Origin of the sequence: Saccharibacillus endophyticus, from assembly GCF_013185185.1 — a bacterium.
Classification (GTDB): domain Bacteria; phylum Bacillota; class Bacilli; order Paenibacillales; family Paenibacillaceae; genus Saccharibacillus; species Saccharibacillus endophyticus.
The window spans coordinates 342,010-357,798 of record NZ_JAAZWE010000001.1; the positions used below are offsets into that span (position 1 = coordinate 342,010).

Sequence of the window (15,789 nt, forward strand, 5' to 3'; positions counted from 1 at the left end):
GATAGGCGCATAGAGATGCTCGAATTCCAACTTCAGCCTCGATTCCTAAGATATAAGGTGAACGAACATGAAACTTCCGCTATTAATGCCCTGGATGGCCGCGGCCTGGGGAGATCTTTTGGAAAGCATTCTTTCCTCGGCCCGGGCGTATGGAAGATCCAGGGAGCTGCACCGGATTGTTCAGGGCCGGAAGCTGTCCACGTTTTTCCAACCTATTCTGAACTTGCAGAGCGGAGAATGCCTCGGTTACGAAGTGTTGAATCGTCCGCCCGTCTCCGGCAGTTTTCCGAATACGGAGATGTTCTACGATTACATCGGACAAACAAACCGGGTCTTCGCGTTTGAACGTTACTGTCGGGAAACTTCGTTCGAACGTTTTGAAGCCGCCAGAAGAAGGGCTCGTCAGCCGGAGGATATTCAGGGGGATGTCGTATTTATCAATGTGCATCCGCTCGTGCTCACCGACTCGGCTTATCGGAGCGGAGAGACCGTGCGATTGTTGAAAAGGTACGGCCTGCCGCCGGAACGCGTAGTCTTCGAATTGACGGAAAAGCAAGCCGTAACGGATTACGCGGAATTTGAACGCGTGCTCTCGCATTATCGCGCACAAGGCTTCCGAATCGCCGTGGACGATGCCGGATCAGGTTACAGCAGCCTGAAAACCATCGTAAATTTAAAGCCGGAGTTCATCAAGCTCGACAAGTCGTTGATTCGGGACCTGCATGAGCACGAAGATCGGCGACGTATCGTGAAATTGCTTCAAGAATTCGCGCAAGGCTCGGGTACGTCGATTATTGCCGAAGGCATCGAAAGCCGCGCCGAAGCGGAATTTTTACGCGCGGAAGGAATTGAGTACGGGCAAGGTTACGCGCTCGGCCGCCCTGATGCCGAACTGAAGCCGGCCGCTTTTCCCGAAGAAGAACGAATGGCCGTTTGGACAGAGCCAGGCAAAAATCCGATTCCGAAAGCGGATATCAAGCCCAGGGGCCGCTTCGCCTGAAGCTGCTTTTGGGTCGTTTTTCCGAATAAAGAAAAGAGAGGGGACGCAGCGGTTGCTTACAAAAATCGGAGAGATTGCGGAAACGATTCCGGTCGTCGACGAACGCGCGAAGTGCGAAGCGGTAGATGACTTATTCAAACAAAACCCGAAGCTCGAAGGCTTGGCGATCGCCTGCGACGACGGGACGACGGCATTGATGATGCGAGTCCAGTTCTATCAGCAAATCGGTACAAGATACGGATTTACCCTGTTTATGAATCGTCCGGTCGGCGTCATGTCGAACTCTCGTCCGCTCATGGTGGACGAAGCCGAGTTGATCACGGATGTGAGTATTCAAGCGATGAATCGTCCGGAGCAAGAGCTGTATGATCTGGTACTGGTCAGCGGCGGAGGAAGCTTGCGCGGAGCGGTGAGCGTGCGGCATTTGCTGCTTTCCGTCGCCGATGTACGGACTCAAATCGCCACCTTCATGAACCCGCTGACCGGACTTCCCGGCAACCGGATCATCGAAGATCGCCTGAACCAGACGCTCGGCTTGGAAAAGTTCAGCGTGCTCTATATCGATCTCGATCAATTCAAGTCCTATAACGACGGTTACGGATTCAAACAAGGGGACCTGCTCCTTCAAGCGACAGCGAACATTCTAAGCGGGATTTTCGGTCAACAGGACGGCTTCTTCGGTCATATCGGCGGCGACGACTACGTGGCGATTCTGCATAGCCATGACTACGAAGAAGCATGCAGTCGCGCCGTCGACGAGTTCGAAAAGTTGAAACGCGACTTTTACCGCAGCGAAGACCTAATGCGTGGTTCCATAACCGGCGAAAACCGCTTCGGCAGCCGCGGACTCATCCCTCTCGTCTCCCTTTCTATCGCGGTCGTCACCAACCGAAGCCGCCGCTACGACACCATCGACGAAGTCGTCGAAGAATCCGCCCGCATCAAAAAACGCTGCAAATCCGTCCAAGGCAGCATCGTCTTCGCCGACGGCCAAACCGCAGCCCAGGTCGGTCTATAAACGCTCCATGGCTCTATGAACCTCCCCTCATGTGTTTTTGAGCTTCTATTATGTCGAACGAATAAAAAACGATACGTTTTAAAACGCTTCGACCAATCCCTTGCCTTTTTACCCTAAACAAGATCTTGTCCCAAGCGACCCGGCGGAGGGGGAAATTCAGTGAAAGACGCCTTTGAACCCGGAAAGATTCCTTGCTCAAATTTAATTCAACTTTCCGGGTGAGACAGCGTCTTGTGAAGCATTTCGAAGAAATGCACTTCGGAAGCATATGCTGGCAACTTCCCCCGCATCGCCACCACGCTCAAACAAATCCTCCCCGCCCGATTTGACCATGGAGCGGCTTTTTTTCGTTCTTTCGTTTTCTTTCGAATTTCTTTCGTTTTTCACCCTGCGTTCATTAAGAAGCCCGACGTACGATAAAAAGGCGAAGAGCGAATATCGCCTTGCCGAAGCTGCTTGATTCTCGAGTCTTCCGATTGCGCTTCCTGCCGTCAAAAGGCATAATCGAACAGGAAGGTTTTGGCGTTCGAGGGAATCATACATAAGCAAGCAAGAGGGATCGCGCGGAAGAAAGGAGTCTTTATGACGTATCGGATATTGGTAGTGGAAGACGACAAAGAAATTTTGGAGGGGGTATGCATCTACCTGCGCACGCAGGGATATGAAGTGCTGCAAGCGGCGGACGGCGTAGAGGGATTAGAGCAGCTGGAACGCGAAGAAGTCCATCTGGCCGTCGTCGATGTCATGATGCCGAGGATGGACGGAATCGCGATGACGATGCGTTTGCGGGAGAAGTATGATTTTCCGGTCATTTTCCTCAGCGCCAAGTCCGAAGAGATCGACAAAATCGCGGGGCTTAACATCGGCGGGGACGATTATGTCGCCAAGCCTTTTGCCCCGATGGAATTATTGGCCCGGGTGAACTCCCAGCTGCGGCGGTATTCGAGGTATCTGTCCGTGCTGTCTACGCGCGAAGCGAAAGCGGGTCATTATACGGTCGGCGGGTTGGAGTTGGACGAAGAAACCGTTACGGTTTGCGTGGACGATGTGCCGATCCGGCTTACGCCGTTGGAATTCAAAATACTGAACCTGCTGATCCGGCATCCGGGTCGCGTTTTCCCGGCGGAAGAGATTTATGAACGGGTATGGAACGACCGCGCCGTCTCGACCGAGACGATCATGGTGCATATCCGCAATATCCGCGAGAAAATCGAAATCAATCCTAAAGATCCGAAGTATTTGAAAGTCGTATGGGGGGTCGGGTATAAAATTGAAAAACAATAAAACGCCGCTGTCGGAAAAGCTGGAAGCCGAAACAAAAGCGTCCGAGCCGGAGAAAAAGACAAAAACGAAACCGAAAATGAAATTTCCTTCGGTGCGTCCTTGGCTCATTCGATCGGTCCTGCTCGGAATCGTCGTCGCGTTCGTGATCCTGCAGTATCCGTCCATGCAATACCGGGCAGCGGATTGGACGCGGCAAGAAACGTCCGATATTTCGCTGAACCTGAACGAGCCGAGAGACTGGATCGAATATATGCAAAAAGCCAACTACGTGCTGCCTTTTACGCTTGCGCAGCAAAATTGGCGAAAAGATCAAGCGGTCGGCGTCGTGCCCGCCGATATCCTGCTGCCGGGCGGTTGGAACACTTACAATCCTTATCCTTCGGGAGCGCCGATTCCCGAAAGCTTCAAAAATCGGTTCGATACGCTGGTTACGGGTTGGCAGTCCAAAATGATGGGCGGAGGCACCGCCTTATCGGATATGCAGTACATGGCGAAACATGAACCAACCGGACAGCAGCTCATTAACGGCTCCGACTGGTTAGGGGTTTTGGATACCGTTTACAATGCTGAATTGAAAACGAAGATGTCCGAAGATTACGCGTTTTATGCCGTAATTCGTTTTGATCGGAACGGAGCGATGAGCATACCCGTTTGGTATGGACTTCCGGACAGTTGGAAAGACCGGATGACGGTGAATCAACTGAACCGTCAAGATTTCGTATCGGGACTTGGCAGGGTCGAACCTGCCATGCAGCAACTTTCCGCAATCGAACCTTATATCAAGCGGATCGAAGCTCCGTCCGAATTCACGATGGTTTACGCGCTGCCGCGCGGTTCCCATTCTTCTTTATCGAGTCTCGATTCTTATCACGGTTATGCGATGGAGGAAGCCGGCTTCAGGCAGGTAGCGCTTTTGGCGCTGGGCTGCGCGATTCTGATCGGTTTGCTGCCGCTGGAGAGAAAGTTGCGCGCTCCGCGCAAAGACGGCCGGTTACTTGAAAGCCAAGAGGCGGACGCGCGCTTTTCAAACCTTGCCATGCCGCGCTTGCCTTTGGAGTTTTGGTTGTTCGGAGCCGTGCTCCCTGTCCTTTTCTATATCGAATTTGCCAGATATTCTTACGCGGCCGCAGAAGCTTTTCGATCGGCGGAAAGCATCGTTCCGATCACGCTGGCGATCTGCGCATGGATATGGACTTTGATTTTCTGGTGCGGATCGGCGTGGTTTTTGATGATGGCTTTGCGTCGAGGATTCGGATCGACGTTGGCGCAAGGGAGCTTATCGGTGCGCGGCTTTAACTGGCTGCATGCCTTCGACCCGGCTGACCGAAGCGACCGTTCGTTAATCAAGCTGACGGCAACGCATTTCTTGATGCTGGCCGCGATCGTGTCGTCGGCCGTATGGATATGGTTTTACGCGCTGATTCCGTTGGCTGTGTATTTGCTGGTTCTGCTTTATTTATTCAAAAAGCAAAAAGACCGGCTGCGTCAGGATTACGATCGTCTTTTCGATTCTGTCCGCGCTATGGCGCAAGGCGACCTAGGCATCGAAATCGACGGTCGCATGGGAATGTTCGATCCGATGAAGCAAGAACTGCAAAAAGTTCGCGAAGGCTTCAAGCATGCGGTCGACGAAGAAACGAAAAGCCAGCGAAGCAAAAGCGAACTGGTAACCAACGTCTCGCATGATTTGAAGACTCCTGTGACGGCGATCCTGACGTACGTCAATTTGCTCCAGCAGGCGGATCTCACGGAAGAAGACCGCAAGGCTTATATCGAGGTATTAAGCGGAAAGTCTCAACGCTTGAGCCGGCTGATCGAAGATTTGTTCGAGTATACCCGGGCATCCAGCGGCAATACGGAAATCGCGCCCGTCAGCGTTGATTTGGCGGAGCTGCTGAAGCAGGCGCATATTGAATTGGAAGACAAGTTAACTGAAGCAGGCGTTCAGTTGCGATTCCGTCTGCCGGATCACAAAGTGATTGTACCGTTGGACAGCGAAAAGGCGTTCCGCGTATTCGAAAATCTGTACCTGAACATCGCCAAATATGCAGCACCGGGATCCCGCGCCCATATCGAGTTGACGGAGCTGGAGCATGAAGTCGTCGTTTCGTTCAAAAACGTGTCCGCCGCCGAACTGGATTTCAAAGCCGACGAGATCACGGAACGTTTCGTTCGAGGCGATCGCTCCCGTCATACGGAAGGTTCGGGTCTGGGCCTTGCGATCGTAAAAAGCCTGGTCGAGCTGCAAGGCGGGACATTCGATCTTCAGCTTGACGGCGACTTGTTCAAAGCGGTCATTCGCTGGCCGATGCCGAAGCGCTCTTTAGAGACAGACGATGTTTCCGATTGATTTTTGATGAAAAAAACGCCCTTAAACAGGGCGTCAACGTGTCTAGAAAGTCCGACGAAACTGGAAGTGAGACGGCGGAGAGAGAAATTCAGTGAAGGAACGATAGTGATCGCCTTTGAAATTGAGAAAATTCTGCTAAAAATTTAATCCTTTTCTCAATTTCAACACGCGACCGGAACGAATTTTTCTCGGAGTCGGCTCGCTTCCTGCGTCGAGCTGACTTTTGCGCCAGCCTGACGCCCTTAAAACAGGGCGTTTTTTCATTCAAAACAAACAGCTCAAAGCGCTTCGCTCAAGCGTCGGTTCACCTGCTCGGCATCTTCGTCCGTCATCAGTCCGATCAACGTGAGCAGCATCTGCGACATCCACTTTTTCGGGTGCAGCAGCAGTTGAAGATGGAATTTCAAATCCGGATGTTCGAACGGAATGCTCGCAAGCGTTCCGCGCTGAATTTCTTCCTCGACCGCGATTTGCGGCAGCAAAGCGATGCCCAGGCCGTTCATGACGCAGTGCTTGATCGCCTCAAGGCTACCTAATTCGAACCCGATGCGGTAGCTGACTTCATGTTCGCGCAGAACCTTTTCGAAGGTGCTTCGGTACAGGCAGCTTCCTTCCGAGACGATCAGCTCGCAGCCGTTCAGATCGTTCAGGCGAATGGTTTCTTCGACCGTCAACGCATGGCCCGGCGGCGCGACCAGCACCAACGGTTCTTCGCGGATGACGATGCAGCGGAGCGAAGGGTCGGCAGGCTTGCGGTCGAGCAGCAGTGCCAGATCATATTCGCCTTCCTTGAGCTTGTTCACCAGATTGCTTTCGCTGTCGGGCAGCATTTGAATTCCGATTCCGGGATGCTTGAGCCGAAGCTTTTGCAGATACGGAGGCAGATAGTAGGCGGCGAGCGAATCGATGGTACCGATCGTGACGGCTCCGTCGAGCTGATTGCCGATCGCTTCTTTGGATTCGTCGTACAGCTCCAACATTTGCACGGCCAGCTTCAGCAGCGCCTCGCCGGGAGGGGTCAGGCGAAGCTGGCGGCCGAAGCGTTCGAACAACGCCACGCCGTATTCGCGTTCCAGCTTCTGCATCTGCATCGTTACGCTGGATTGGGCGTAGCCGAGCTCTTCGGCAGCCTTCGTGAAGCTTTGACGCCGAGCGACTTCCCGGAAGGTGCGGAGGTAAGTCAGTTCCATGAAACATGCTCCTTTTTGTCGAATCATCAAAAACTTTGATGTGATGTATCATTTATTATAGCTAACGCTGATCGATTTTTCCATGATACAGTAGAGCTAACAAAAGTCTGCTGGGAGGAAACCCAATGTTAACCGAACAACAGCTACATGGTATCTACGTGCCCGTCGTCACTCCGTTTTTGCCGGGAGGAGAGCTTGATTTGGAATCGTTCCACAAGCTGTCCGCGTCGCTTGTTTCGCAGGGGATCAACGGTTTGGTCGTGAACGGCACGACCGGCGAGTCGCCGACCGTAACCTGCGAGGAATTAAGCCTGCTGTCCGCCGCCGCCAAATCCGCGATCGGAGCCGCGAATGTTCCGCTCGTTCTCGGAACCGGTACGAACGATACCCGGTCCTCGGTCCAAAAGACAGAGCTTGCCGGCAAACTGGGTGCCGATGCCGTGTTGGCCGTTGTTCCCTACTACAATAAGCCTTCCCAGCAGGGGATCGTGGCGCATTTTCGCAAGATTGCCGAAGTCGGCCTTCCGGTCATCGCCTACGAGATTCCGGCTCGTACGGGCGTTCGGATGGAAACGGACACGGTACGGACGATTTTGGAGATCGACGGCATCACCGGGCTCAAAGACTGCTCGGGCAGCACCGAACTGATCGACGCTTTGCAAGCTTCCGGTCATCGCAAGCCGGTCCTGTGCGGCGACGATACCCGGCTGCTGGAATTCATGGAGGCGGGCGCGGCCGGAGGGATGCTTGTGTCGGCACATGTTTGCGCCGAAGATCTTTTGACGGTATACCGTCGTTTCCGCTCGGGAAGACCGGAAGAAGCGCGCACGGCGTTCGAAAAATTGATTCCGCTGATGAACTTGATGTTCGAAGAACCGAATCCGGCGCCGGTCAAGTGGCTGCTTGCGGAAGCGGGTCAGATCGCGCACGGCACGCTCCGGCTTCCGATGGTCGAGATCGGCGAAGAACTGCGCGGCAAACTGCGCGGGATCGGCGTATTGCCGGGAGACGCGTTGACTTTGTAAAAAAAGATATCGGCCGGAACGTTCGAACAGGGCGTCAAACTTTCATGGTTTCATGAAGGCTTGACGCCCTGTTTGCGGTGCGGAGGATTGAGCGAAAAGACGTACGTTTACAAATTTTCCATTGACAGGCGGGAGAGCCTGTCTTTATTCTTTGAATGCGGAAAGCGCTTACTTAATGCGCTCTCGGCGATTCCATACAGACGAGGATGAAAGAAAATGGCCAACAAGCAAGGATTCAATCCGTATCTTCCTTCTTGGGAGTATGTTCCCGACGGGGAGCCGTACGTTTTTGAAGGTCGCGTGTACGTCTACGGTTCGCACGACCGCTTCAACGGTCACGTATTTTGCTTGAACGATTACGTGTGCTGGTCGGCTCCGGAAAACGATTTGACCGATTGGCGCTGCGAAGGCGTGATTTATCGGAGTACCGACGACCCGCTCGATCCGGACGGAAAGATGTGTTTGTACGCTCCCGACGTCACGGTCGTTATTATCTGTATTACGTTTTGGACAAAGTGCCGGTCGTGTCGGTTGCGGTGAGCGATACGCCGGGAGGCCGGTATGCGTTTTACGGATACGTGCGGGATTCTGCCGGCATCCGGTTGGGCGAGCGGGAAGGAGACGAACCCCAATTCGACCCCGGCGTCCTAACGGAAGGAGATCGAACTTATCTGTATACCGGATTTTGTTCCGCGGGAGACAAGTCCAGGCACGGAGCGATGGCCACGGTACTCGGGACGGATATGCTGACGATTCTCGAAGAACCGAAATTCGTGCTGCCCAGCCAGCCTTACAGCGAAGGCAGCGGATTCGAAGGATACGAATTTTTCGAGGCGCCGTCTATCCGTAAACGGGGCGAAATCTATTATTTGATCTATTCGTCGATATCCATGCACGAATTGTGTTACGCCACCAGCTTGCATCCGACCCGCGATTTTACGTACGGCGGCGTAATCGTCAGCAACTGCGACCTGCATGTGGGAACTTACAAACCGGCGGACAAACCGATCTATTACGGCGGCAACAACCACGGCAGCCTGGTCGAAATCGACGGGCGTTGGCACGTCTTTTACCACCGTCATACGAACGGGACCGCCTTCTGCCGCCAAGGCTGCTTCGAGCCGGTGAAGTTCGACGGCGAAGGCCGCATTCCTCAGGTCGAGATCACGACCAGCGGTCCGAACGGCGGCCCGCTCGAAGGATGCGGCGAATATCCGGCTTATTTGGCCTGCCATCTGTTCCGCCGCGAAGACGCGATGTATACCGGCGGTTTCGGTCCGGAAGGCGCATGGATGGACGCCCGTTTTCCGAAAATCACGCAGGACGGCCGGGACGGGGACGAAGAGATCGGCTATATCGCCAACATGACCGAATCGTCGACGGCGGGATTCAAATATTTCCGCTGCGAAGACGTTCGCAAGGTCAAGATCAAGACCCGCGGCTACTGCCAAGGCGCATTCGGGGTGAAAACGTCTTGGGACGGCCCGGTTCTGGGAAGCATTCCCGTGCGGTCGACGAATGTGTGGGTCGAATCGGAAGCGGAGATCGCGATCCCGGACGGCGTGCAGGCATTGTACTTCGCCTACGTCGGCACCGGCGGTCCCAGTCTTGCTTCGTTCACGCTCGAATAAACGGAATTCCCGGCTCCTTTCCTTCGGGGAAGGAGCTTTTTTAACGGAAAAAGCCTTCGATGTTAAAAAATGATAACGCTTTCTTAAGAATGTCGGCTTATGTTGGGCCTTTTTCCGGTAGTAAGCTTGAGGCAAGGGAGGAGAGCGCATGAACTTGAATACGCAAGCTACCGGATCGGGCGTCGCCGAAAAATCGGGATCGCGGTTGTGGAAGCGCTTTAAGAAACAAGCAACATTGCATGTTTTCGTCGGAATGGGTATCGCGTTTTTGTTGGTTTTCGCATACACGCCGATGTTCGGCATCCTGATGGCGTTCAAGGATTATTCCATTTCGGACGGCATCCGGGGCATCTTCACCAGCGAATGGGTAGGATTTCGCCATTTCGACGAATTTTTTCGCGATTACCAGTTCGGCATGATCGTCAGAAACACCATCGCGCTCAGCCTGCTCAAAGTGCTGTTCACGTTTCCGGCTCCGATTCTGTTGGCCGTTCTGCTGAACGAAGTCAAAAACAACGGGTTCAAACGGGTCGTGCAAACGATCAGCTATTTGCCGCATTTCATTTCCTGGGTCGTGGTGGTGGGACTCGCTTTTTCGCTGCTGTCCACGGATATCGGCATGGTCAATAAGCTGCTGCTCGGACTCGGCGTGATCGACCGGCCTTTGGACATCCTGACGAATCCGAATTCGTTCTGGGGGTTGGCGGTCGGCAGCGCGGTATGGAAAGAGGTCGGTTGGTGGACGATTATTTTCCTGGCGGCCATTGCGGGAATCAATCCTTCGCTTTATGAAGCGGCGCAGATCGACGGGGCGGGCCGCCTCGCGCGCATCCGGCACATCACGCTGCCCGGCATGAAAGGAACGATCGTCGTCGTGCTGATTCTCACGATCGGCAGCATTCTGGGCGGCGGCATGGTCGGCTCCAATTTCGAACAAGCTTTCCTGTTCGGCAACAGCATCAACAACCCGACTTCGGAGATCGTGCAGACCTATGCGTTCAAAGTCGGGCTCAAGGACGGACGGTTTTCGTACGCGGCCGCCATCGACCTGATTCAATCCGTCATTTCGGTCATCTTGATTTTTTCCAGCAACTATATCGCCAAACGGAGCTCGGGCTCGAGCCTGTTCTAGAAAGGAGGAGAACCGTTGAACCTCGATCAAAAGCAAAAAGACCGCGTCATGGACACGTTCGTCAACGTCACGTTGTTCGTCATCATGCTGTCGATGCTGTATCCGTTTTATTACGTGCTGATCTTGTCCTTCAACAAAGGCACCGATTCCCTGCTCGGGAACGTCTATCTATGGCCGCGAAGTTTCACGTTGGAAAACTACGCCCAATTTCTGAACGACGCGGCATGGTACAAAGCGTTTCTGGTCACGGTGGCGCGAACGGTGCTCGGAACGGTATCGGGCGTGCTGTTCACCTGTTTGGTGGCCTACGGATTGTCGCATCGCGATTTGCTGTTCCATAAAGCCTATTTCACGATCATCATTTTCGCCATGTATTTCTCGGGCGGCTTGATTCCGTATTACGTGGTGCTGCGCTCGATCGGCCTGCTGAACTCGTTCGGGGTCTACATCGTGCCGTCGCTGCTGAATACCTTTTTCCTATTGATCGCGATCTCGTTTTTCCGGGACATTCCGGGCGAATTGAAAGAATCGGCCCATATCGACGGAGCGCGCGAGCTGGTGGTGTTTTACCGGATCGTCCTGCCGGTGTCGATGCCGCTGATCGCCACGATGGCGCTGTTCGTCGGAGTCGGTCAATGGAACTCCTGGCTCGATTCGGCGTATTTCGTCCAATCGGAAGAGCTGCGCACGCTGGCGTTCCGGATGATGGAAGTCATTAATCGGAGCAATGCCCCGATGGACGCGATCGCCGTGGCCAACAGCTCGTCCGCCGGCGTGACCAGTTACTCGCTTCAGGTCGCGGCCATGGTCATCTCCATCGCGCCGATCGTCTGCGTATACCCGTTTTTGCAAAAGTATTTTATACAGGGCATCATGCTCGGCTCGGTCAAAGGCTGACGTTCGAAACCCTGCGGGCAATTGCCGGACATTCGACGCGGTATGAAGATATTCGTTTTGATCCATCATGATGACGAAAACGGAGGGGTTTTGAAGATGAGCGCAAAAAAAAGCAAAAGGTTCTCGCTGTTGCCGGTAACGGGCTTGCTGGCGGTGTCACTGCTGTCCGCGTGCGGTTCGGGAGGCGGAGAAAGTCAAGGCGCTTCCGGAGACGCGCCGAAAGTCGAAGCCGATGCGAACGGAGTCAAGGAATTGTCGATCTTTATCGATGCGCCTTGGTACCCGGTAAGAGAATGGAAAGGTTCGGTCGCCGACGAAATCACCGAAAAAACGGGCATCAAGCTGAACGTGACGGTGGCGACGGACGACAAGCAGCTTCCGCTGATGATTTCGTCCGGCGACCTGCCCGACCTGGTATTCACGTATTCCAATATCGATCGCATGTCCGATTCCAAACTGTCTTATCCGTGGAACGAACTGATCGAACAATATGCGCCGGATTTCAAAATCGACAAGACCCGGATCGCGATCCATACGATGGACGACGGCAACTTCTACACGGTACGCAATTCGTTCGCGACCCAGGAAGAGATGGCCGAAAACAAATACGCGATCGGCAGCGACGGCAATCCGGGCATCGCGGTGCGCGAAGACATCATGGAAGAACTGGGCAGCCCCGCGATTCAATCTCCCGAGGACTTCATGAAGGTATTGGGCATGGCGAAGTCGAAGTATCCCGATATGGTTCCGCTGATCATGGACAAAGATTGGCTGGAGCAGTATTTCCTGCAGCAGTTCGGCGTAGAAGCGCTGCTGGACGGTTGGTACGAAAAAGACGGCAAAGTCGATTACGCGATCCGTCAGCCGGAAATGCTCGAGTTTTTCAAATTCATGAATGCGCTTTACCGAAACGGTTATATCTTGGGCGAGAACTTCGCGTACACCAACGACCAGATCGACGACCAGTACGCGACGAGCGGAAAAGCGTTCGCCCACAGCCATACGGTCAGCGTGGCGGACACGGACAATATCAAGCTTAAGAACAGCGGACAGTCCTATGCGTTCAAGATGCTGCCGAGCGCGCTTTCGGACCGGACGAAGATCGTCAGCACGGGACTCGGTTTCGCGGGAACGTTCATCACCAAGAAAAACAAAGATCCCGAAGCCTCCATCAAATTCCTGCAATACCTGGCGAGCGACGAAGGGAAAAAGCTGACGATGTTCGGCGTGGAAGGCGAGCATTGGACCTGGAACGACAAAGGTTATCCGAACCTGAAGTACGATCCGTCCGATTCCGATTTCATCAACGCCAACGGCATCAAATGGTGGTATCTGTACAACGACGGCGTCACGGAAGGACTGCAAGGCTATGTGGAAGGCACCCAGAAGACCAAAGCTTTAATGGAAAGAAAAGAAGTCACGGTCTACAAGCCGCAGCTCGGATTGATCCAGACCCAGCCCGATTCGCAGCAAAAAACGACCAAAACCAAAATCGACGAAATGATCAAAAACGAAAAGGTCAAAATTTATTTGGCCAAGTCGGAAGAAGAAGCGGTCGCGAATTACGAACAAATGATCAAAACGGCCGAATCGATGGGGCTGAACGAACTGGTCGATTGGGCGAACGGCATCTACCAAGAGAAAAAAGGCTTGTTCGAATAAAAGGAATCCGCCGGCAGGGAACGGTTCCCTGCCGGGTTTTCTCGATGGCGGGAGCGAAAGGCGCAGCGCCGCGGCAGGCCGAAACAAGGAGGAACGAAGCAACCCGTGAGCATCATGCGAAAAATCATTCTCGGCTACATGCTCCTTATTTTCATTCCGGTAATCGGTTTCGGCTATCTGTACTACGCGCAAACGTCCAAAAACCTGATCGATCAGTTCGTGGGCAGCCGGCAAAAAGTATTGGAGCAGGCCTACGCGAATCTGCGAACCGACTTCGCCCGCATTCAATCGGTGCACCGGATGATGCAGTACAATCCGTATTTGGTCGATTATCTCGACGGGGCGTACGACTACGAAGGAGACAGCGTCTATGCGTTCATTCGTTATATCCAGCCGGTGTATACGCAGTCTTATTTCGCCGACCCGGCCATCGAATCGTTATCCGTCTACAAAACGAAATCCGACGTGTTTACCATCACCGGGTATTTCGCGGATCTTTCGGCGCTCGATCCGCCGCTGCTTGCTCAAACGGAAGGCTTGAAAGCCGGAACGGGCGTCTGGCTGCGGCGGAACGCCGAAGGGGCTTTGCCGCAGCTCAACTATTATCAGTACCTGTATAACGCGCAGTTTACGGAACGGATCGGGCTGCTGGAACTGCGGACGAATCAAGAGTTGTTCAAGCGGTTTTACGAGGCCGCCGGGATCGAAGGGAAATGGCATGCGGCTTTGCTGACCGAACAAGGGGAACCGTGGGCGGGCGAAGCGTCGGCGGGCCTGGACGCGGCGATGCGGAAACGGTTGAGCGGCGGCGAACTTTTTTTCGTCGAACGCAGCACGATCGTCAATCAGGTGAAACTGGACGAACTCGGCGTGCGGCTGGTCGTGACGGGAACGGTCGACGAAGTTTTTCATTCCGTAAAAAAAAGGGAAACGGTACTGGTCGCCGTCATCGTCTCGCTGTTGATCGGGTTATCGGCGCTGTATTACGGTCTGGCTTCCACCATTACCAAGCGGATTTTGGCTTTGGCCGGACATATGCGTGCCCTGAAAGACGACAACCTGAGGCAGTACGCGATCGGATCGGACGCGCCGGGCGCGAGGGACGAGATCGGCTTTTTGACCGATACGTATAACGCGATGATCCAGCGGATGGACGAGTTGATCAACAACGTGCACCGCGCCGAACTGCGCAACAAAGAAGCCGCGTATAAAGTGCTTCAGGCGCAGATCAAGCCTCATTTTCTGTACAATACGCTGGAAACGATCCGCATGTTGGCCGAATCCAACGACGACCGCGAAGTGGCGGACATCTCGTACTGGTTCGGCAAACTGATGCGCTACAGCCTGTCTTCGGAAGGCGATCAGACCGTGCTGGCCCAGGAGATCGAGACGGTGGCTTTTTACCTGAATATTCACAAGATGCGCCTTCAGGACCGCCTGACTTACGAGATCGACGCGAAAATCGACGTGAGCCGCATCTTTTGTCCGCGCTTCATTCTTCAGCCTCTGGTCGAGAACAGCGTCGTTCACGGCGCGTCCGCCACGCTAAAGCCGGTGCATATCCGGATCGAAGCGGCGGAAGAGGAAGGCCGGACCGTCATTCGCGTCTCGGACAGCGGAAACGGGATTGCTCCGGACAAACTCAAAGCGCTGCGCGGCTGCCTGGCCGACCCGGAAGAGGAAGCGGCGGGACGTTCGCGCGACGGGGAGAAGAACGTCGGCCTTGTCAATGTCAGCGAGCGGGTCAAATCGTTTTTCGGCGCCGGGTCGGAATTGGTATTGGATAGTCGCGAAGGAGAAGGAACGAGCGTCACGATCCGGATTGCGAAAGGAGCGGAAGAATCGAGATGAAACTGTTGATCGTGGACGACGAACCGATTATTTTGCGCGGGTTGGTCAAAGTCATCCGGGATTCGGCGTCGCCGGGCAGCGACGTGCGTTCGGCCGGCAATGCTTACGAAGCTATCGAATTGATGAAAACGTACAGGCCCGACGTGACCGTAACCGATCTGCATATGCCGGAGCGCAGCGGTTTCGAATTGATGAAAGAAGCCAAAGAAGTCGGTTTGTGCGAACGGTTTATCGTATTGACGGGCCACGACGACTTTGAATACGTCCGGCAAGCGCTCCGGTACGGCGTGGTGGATTATCTGTTGAAACCGATCGACAAAATCGAAATGTCGGTGCTGCTGAGCAAAATCGAAGACCTGCTGCCTTCCGATGCCGATCAAGAAGGCAAGCAGCACGCCAAACGCATTTTGTCTTATACCAAAGCGAATTACATGAACGATCTTTCCCTCGATCATCTTGCCGACCTGATGAAGCTGCACCCGAGTTATATCAGCAGCCTGTTCAAAAAAGAAACCGGGGATACGTTCGTCAATTACTTGAACGCTTTCCGTATCAAAGAAGCCCAAAGCCTTTTGGAAACCCATCGGCATTTGTCGGTCAACGAGATCGGCCGCCGCGTCGGAATCGAAAACAAACATTACTTCAATAAAGTGTTTAAAAAGTACGCGGGCTTGACGCCCGGCGCTTACCGCGACAAAAAAAACGATGAGCGCTGCGGCGGTTAGCCGGGCAGCCGAACGCTTCGATTT

13 protein-coding genes are annotated in these 15,789 nt (G+C 54.0%); 12 read left to right on the forward strand and 1 reads right to left on the reverse strand.

All coding sequences use genetic code 11. From position 1 onward, the window contains the following. The first annotated feature begins 67 nt into the window (after positions 1-67). The 4 genes from HRQ63_RS01630 (at position 68) to HRQ63_RS01645 (ending at position 5,652) form a co-directional block, all read left to right on the forward strand. Positions 68-1,000 carry an EAL domain-containing protein gene (locus HRQ63_RS01630; protein ID WP_172238156.1) on the forward strand — a complete coding sequence of 311 codons (933 nt, stop codon included), beginning with the start codon at positions 68-70 and terminating at the stop codon, positions 998-1,000. A gap of 52 nt (positions 1,001-1,052) precedes the next feature. Further along, a complete protein-coding gene (locus tag HRQ63_RS01635) occupies positions 1,053-2,018 on the forward strand; it encodes a GGDEF domain-containing protein (protein ID WP_172238159.1) in 966 nt (321 codons plus the stop codon). Between the two features lie 582 nt (positions 2,019-2,600). Beyond that, a complete protein-coding gene (locus tag HRQ63_RS01640) occupies positions 2,601-3,302 on the forward strand; it encodes a response regulator transcription factor (RefSeq protein WP_172238162.1) in 702 nt (233 codons plus the stop codon). Next, entirely contained in the window at positions 3,289-5,652 is a 2,364-nt protein-coding gene (locus tag HRQ63_RS01645; RefSeq protein WP_172238165.1) for a sensor histidine kinase, read from the forward strand. The genes HRQ63_RS01640 and HRQ63_RS01645 overlap by 14 nt, the downstream gene beginning before the upstream one ends. A 278-nt stretch (positions 5,653-5,930) precedes the next feature. Here HRQ63_RS01645 and HRQ63_RS01650 read toward each other — a convergent pair whose 3' ends face one another. Continuing rightward, positions 5,931-6,842 (reverse strand): LysR family transcriptional regulator, encoded by a 912-nt coding sequence (locus HRQ63_RS01650; RefSeq protein WP_172238168.1) that lies wholly within the window; start codon positions 6,840-6,842, stop codon positions 5,931-5,933. Positions 6,843-6,967: 125 nt separating this feature from the next. Between HRQ63_RS01650 and dapA the strand changes: the two genes are divergently transcribed. The 8 genes from dapA (at position 6,968) to HRQ63_RS01685 (ending at position 15,765) form a co-directional block, all read left to right on the forward strand. Further along, a complete protein-coding gene (gene dapA, locus HRQ63_RS01655; RefSeq protein ID WP_172238171.1) occupies positions 6,968-7,867 on the forward strand; it encodes a 4-hydroxy-tetrahydrodipicolinate synthase in 900 nt (299 codons plus the stop codon). Between the two features lie 216 nt (positions 7,868-8,083). After that, entirely contained in the window at positions 8,084-8,407 is a 324-nt protein-coding gene (locus HRQ63_RS26245) for a glycoside hydrolase family protein (protein WP_308809898.1), read from the forward strand. After that, positions 8,326-9,498, forward strand: a complete 1,173-nt coding sequence (locus HRQ63_RS01660) for a family 43 glycosylhydrolase (RefSeq protein WP_308809899.1) — start codon at positions 8,326-8,328, stop codon at positions 9,496-9,498. The genes HRQ63_RS26245 and HRQ63_RS01660 overlap by 82 nt, the downstream gene beginning before the upstream one ends. Positions 9,499-9,646: 148 nt before the next feature. Continuing rightward, the gene (locus tag HRQ63_RS01665) at positions 9,647-10,630 is read left to right on the forward strand and encodes an ABC transporter permease (protein ID WP_172238174.1); all 984 of its coding nucleotides are present in this window, start codon (positions 9,647-9,649) and stop codon (positions 10,628-10,630) included. Between the two features lie 15 nt (positions 10,631-10,645). Beyond that, positions 10,646-11,527, forward strand: coding sequence for a carbohydrate ABC transporter permease (locus tag HRQ63_RS01670; RefSeq protein WP_172238177.1), 882 nt, complete (start codon positions 10,646-10,648; stop codon positions 11,525-11,527). 96 nt (positions 11,528-11,623) lie between these two features. Beyond that, the gene (locus HRQ63_RS01675) at positions 11,624-13,189 is read left to right on the forward strand and encodes an extracellular solute-binding protein (protein ID WP_172238180.1); all 1,566 of its coding nucleotides are present in this window, start codon (positions 11,624-11,626) and stop codon (positions 13,187-13,189) included. A 114-nt stretch (positions 13,190-13,303) separates the two neighbouring features. Continuing rightward, positions 13,304-15,040: a sensor histidine kinase gene (locus HRQ63_RS01680; protein WP_216673833.1), complete on the forward strand. Its 1,737-nt coding sequence runs from the start codon at positions 13,304-13,306 to the stop codon at positions 15,038-15,040. After that, positions 15,037-15,765: a response regulator transcription factor gene (locus HRQ63_RS01685; protein WP_172238186.1), complete on the forward strand. Its 729-nt coding sequence runs from the start codon at positions 15,037-15,039 to the stop codon at positions 15,763-15,765. The genes HRQ63_RS01680 and HRQ63_RS01685 overlap by 4 nt, the downstream gene beginning before the upstream one ends. Positions 15,766-15,789: the final 24 nt, after the last annotated feature.

What these genes read in the sequence shown, in the direction of transcription:
- HRQ63_RS01630 (WP_172238156.1), top strand. Translation starts at nt 68, where the DNA reads ATGAAACTTCCGCTATTAATGCCCTGGATGGCCGCGGCCTGGGGAGAT.
- HRQ63_RS01640 (WP_172238162.1), top strand. Translation starts at nt 2,601, where the DNA reads ATGACGTATCGGATATTGGTAGTGGAAGACGACAAAGAAATTTTGGAG.
- HRQ63_RS01650 (WP_172238168.1), bottom strand. Translation starts at nt 6,842, where the DNA reads ATGGAACTGACTTACCTCCGCACCTTCCGGGAAGTCGCTCGGCGTCAA.
- dapA (WP_172238171.1), top strand. Translation starts at nt 6,968, where the DNA reads ATGTTAACCGAACAACAGCTACATGGTATCTACGTGCCCGTCGTCACT.
- HRQ63_RS26245 (WP_308809898.1), top strand. Translation starts at nt 8,084, where the DNA reads ATGGCCAACAAGCAAGGATTCAATCCGTATCTTCCTTCTTGGGAGTAT.
- HRQ63_RS01665 (WP_172238174.1), top strand. Translation starts at nt 9,647, where the DNA reads ATGAACTTGAATACGCAAGCTACCGGATCGGGCGTCGCCGAAAAATCG.
- HRQ63_RS01675 (WP_172238180.1), top strand. Translation starts at nt 11,624, where the DNA reads ATGAGCGCAAAAAAAAGCAAAAGGTTCTCGCTGTTGCCGGTAACGGGC.
- HRQ63_RS01680 (WP_216673833.1), top strand. Translation starts at nt 13,304, where the DNA reads ATGCGAAAAATCATTCTCGGCTACATGCTCCTTATTTTCATTCCGGTA.
- HRQ63_RS01685 (WP_172238186.1), top strand. Translation starts at nt 15,037, where the DNA reads ATGAAACTGTTGATCGTGGACGACGAACCGATTATTTTGCGCGGGTTG.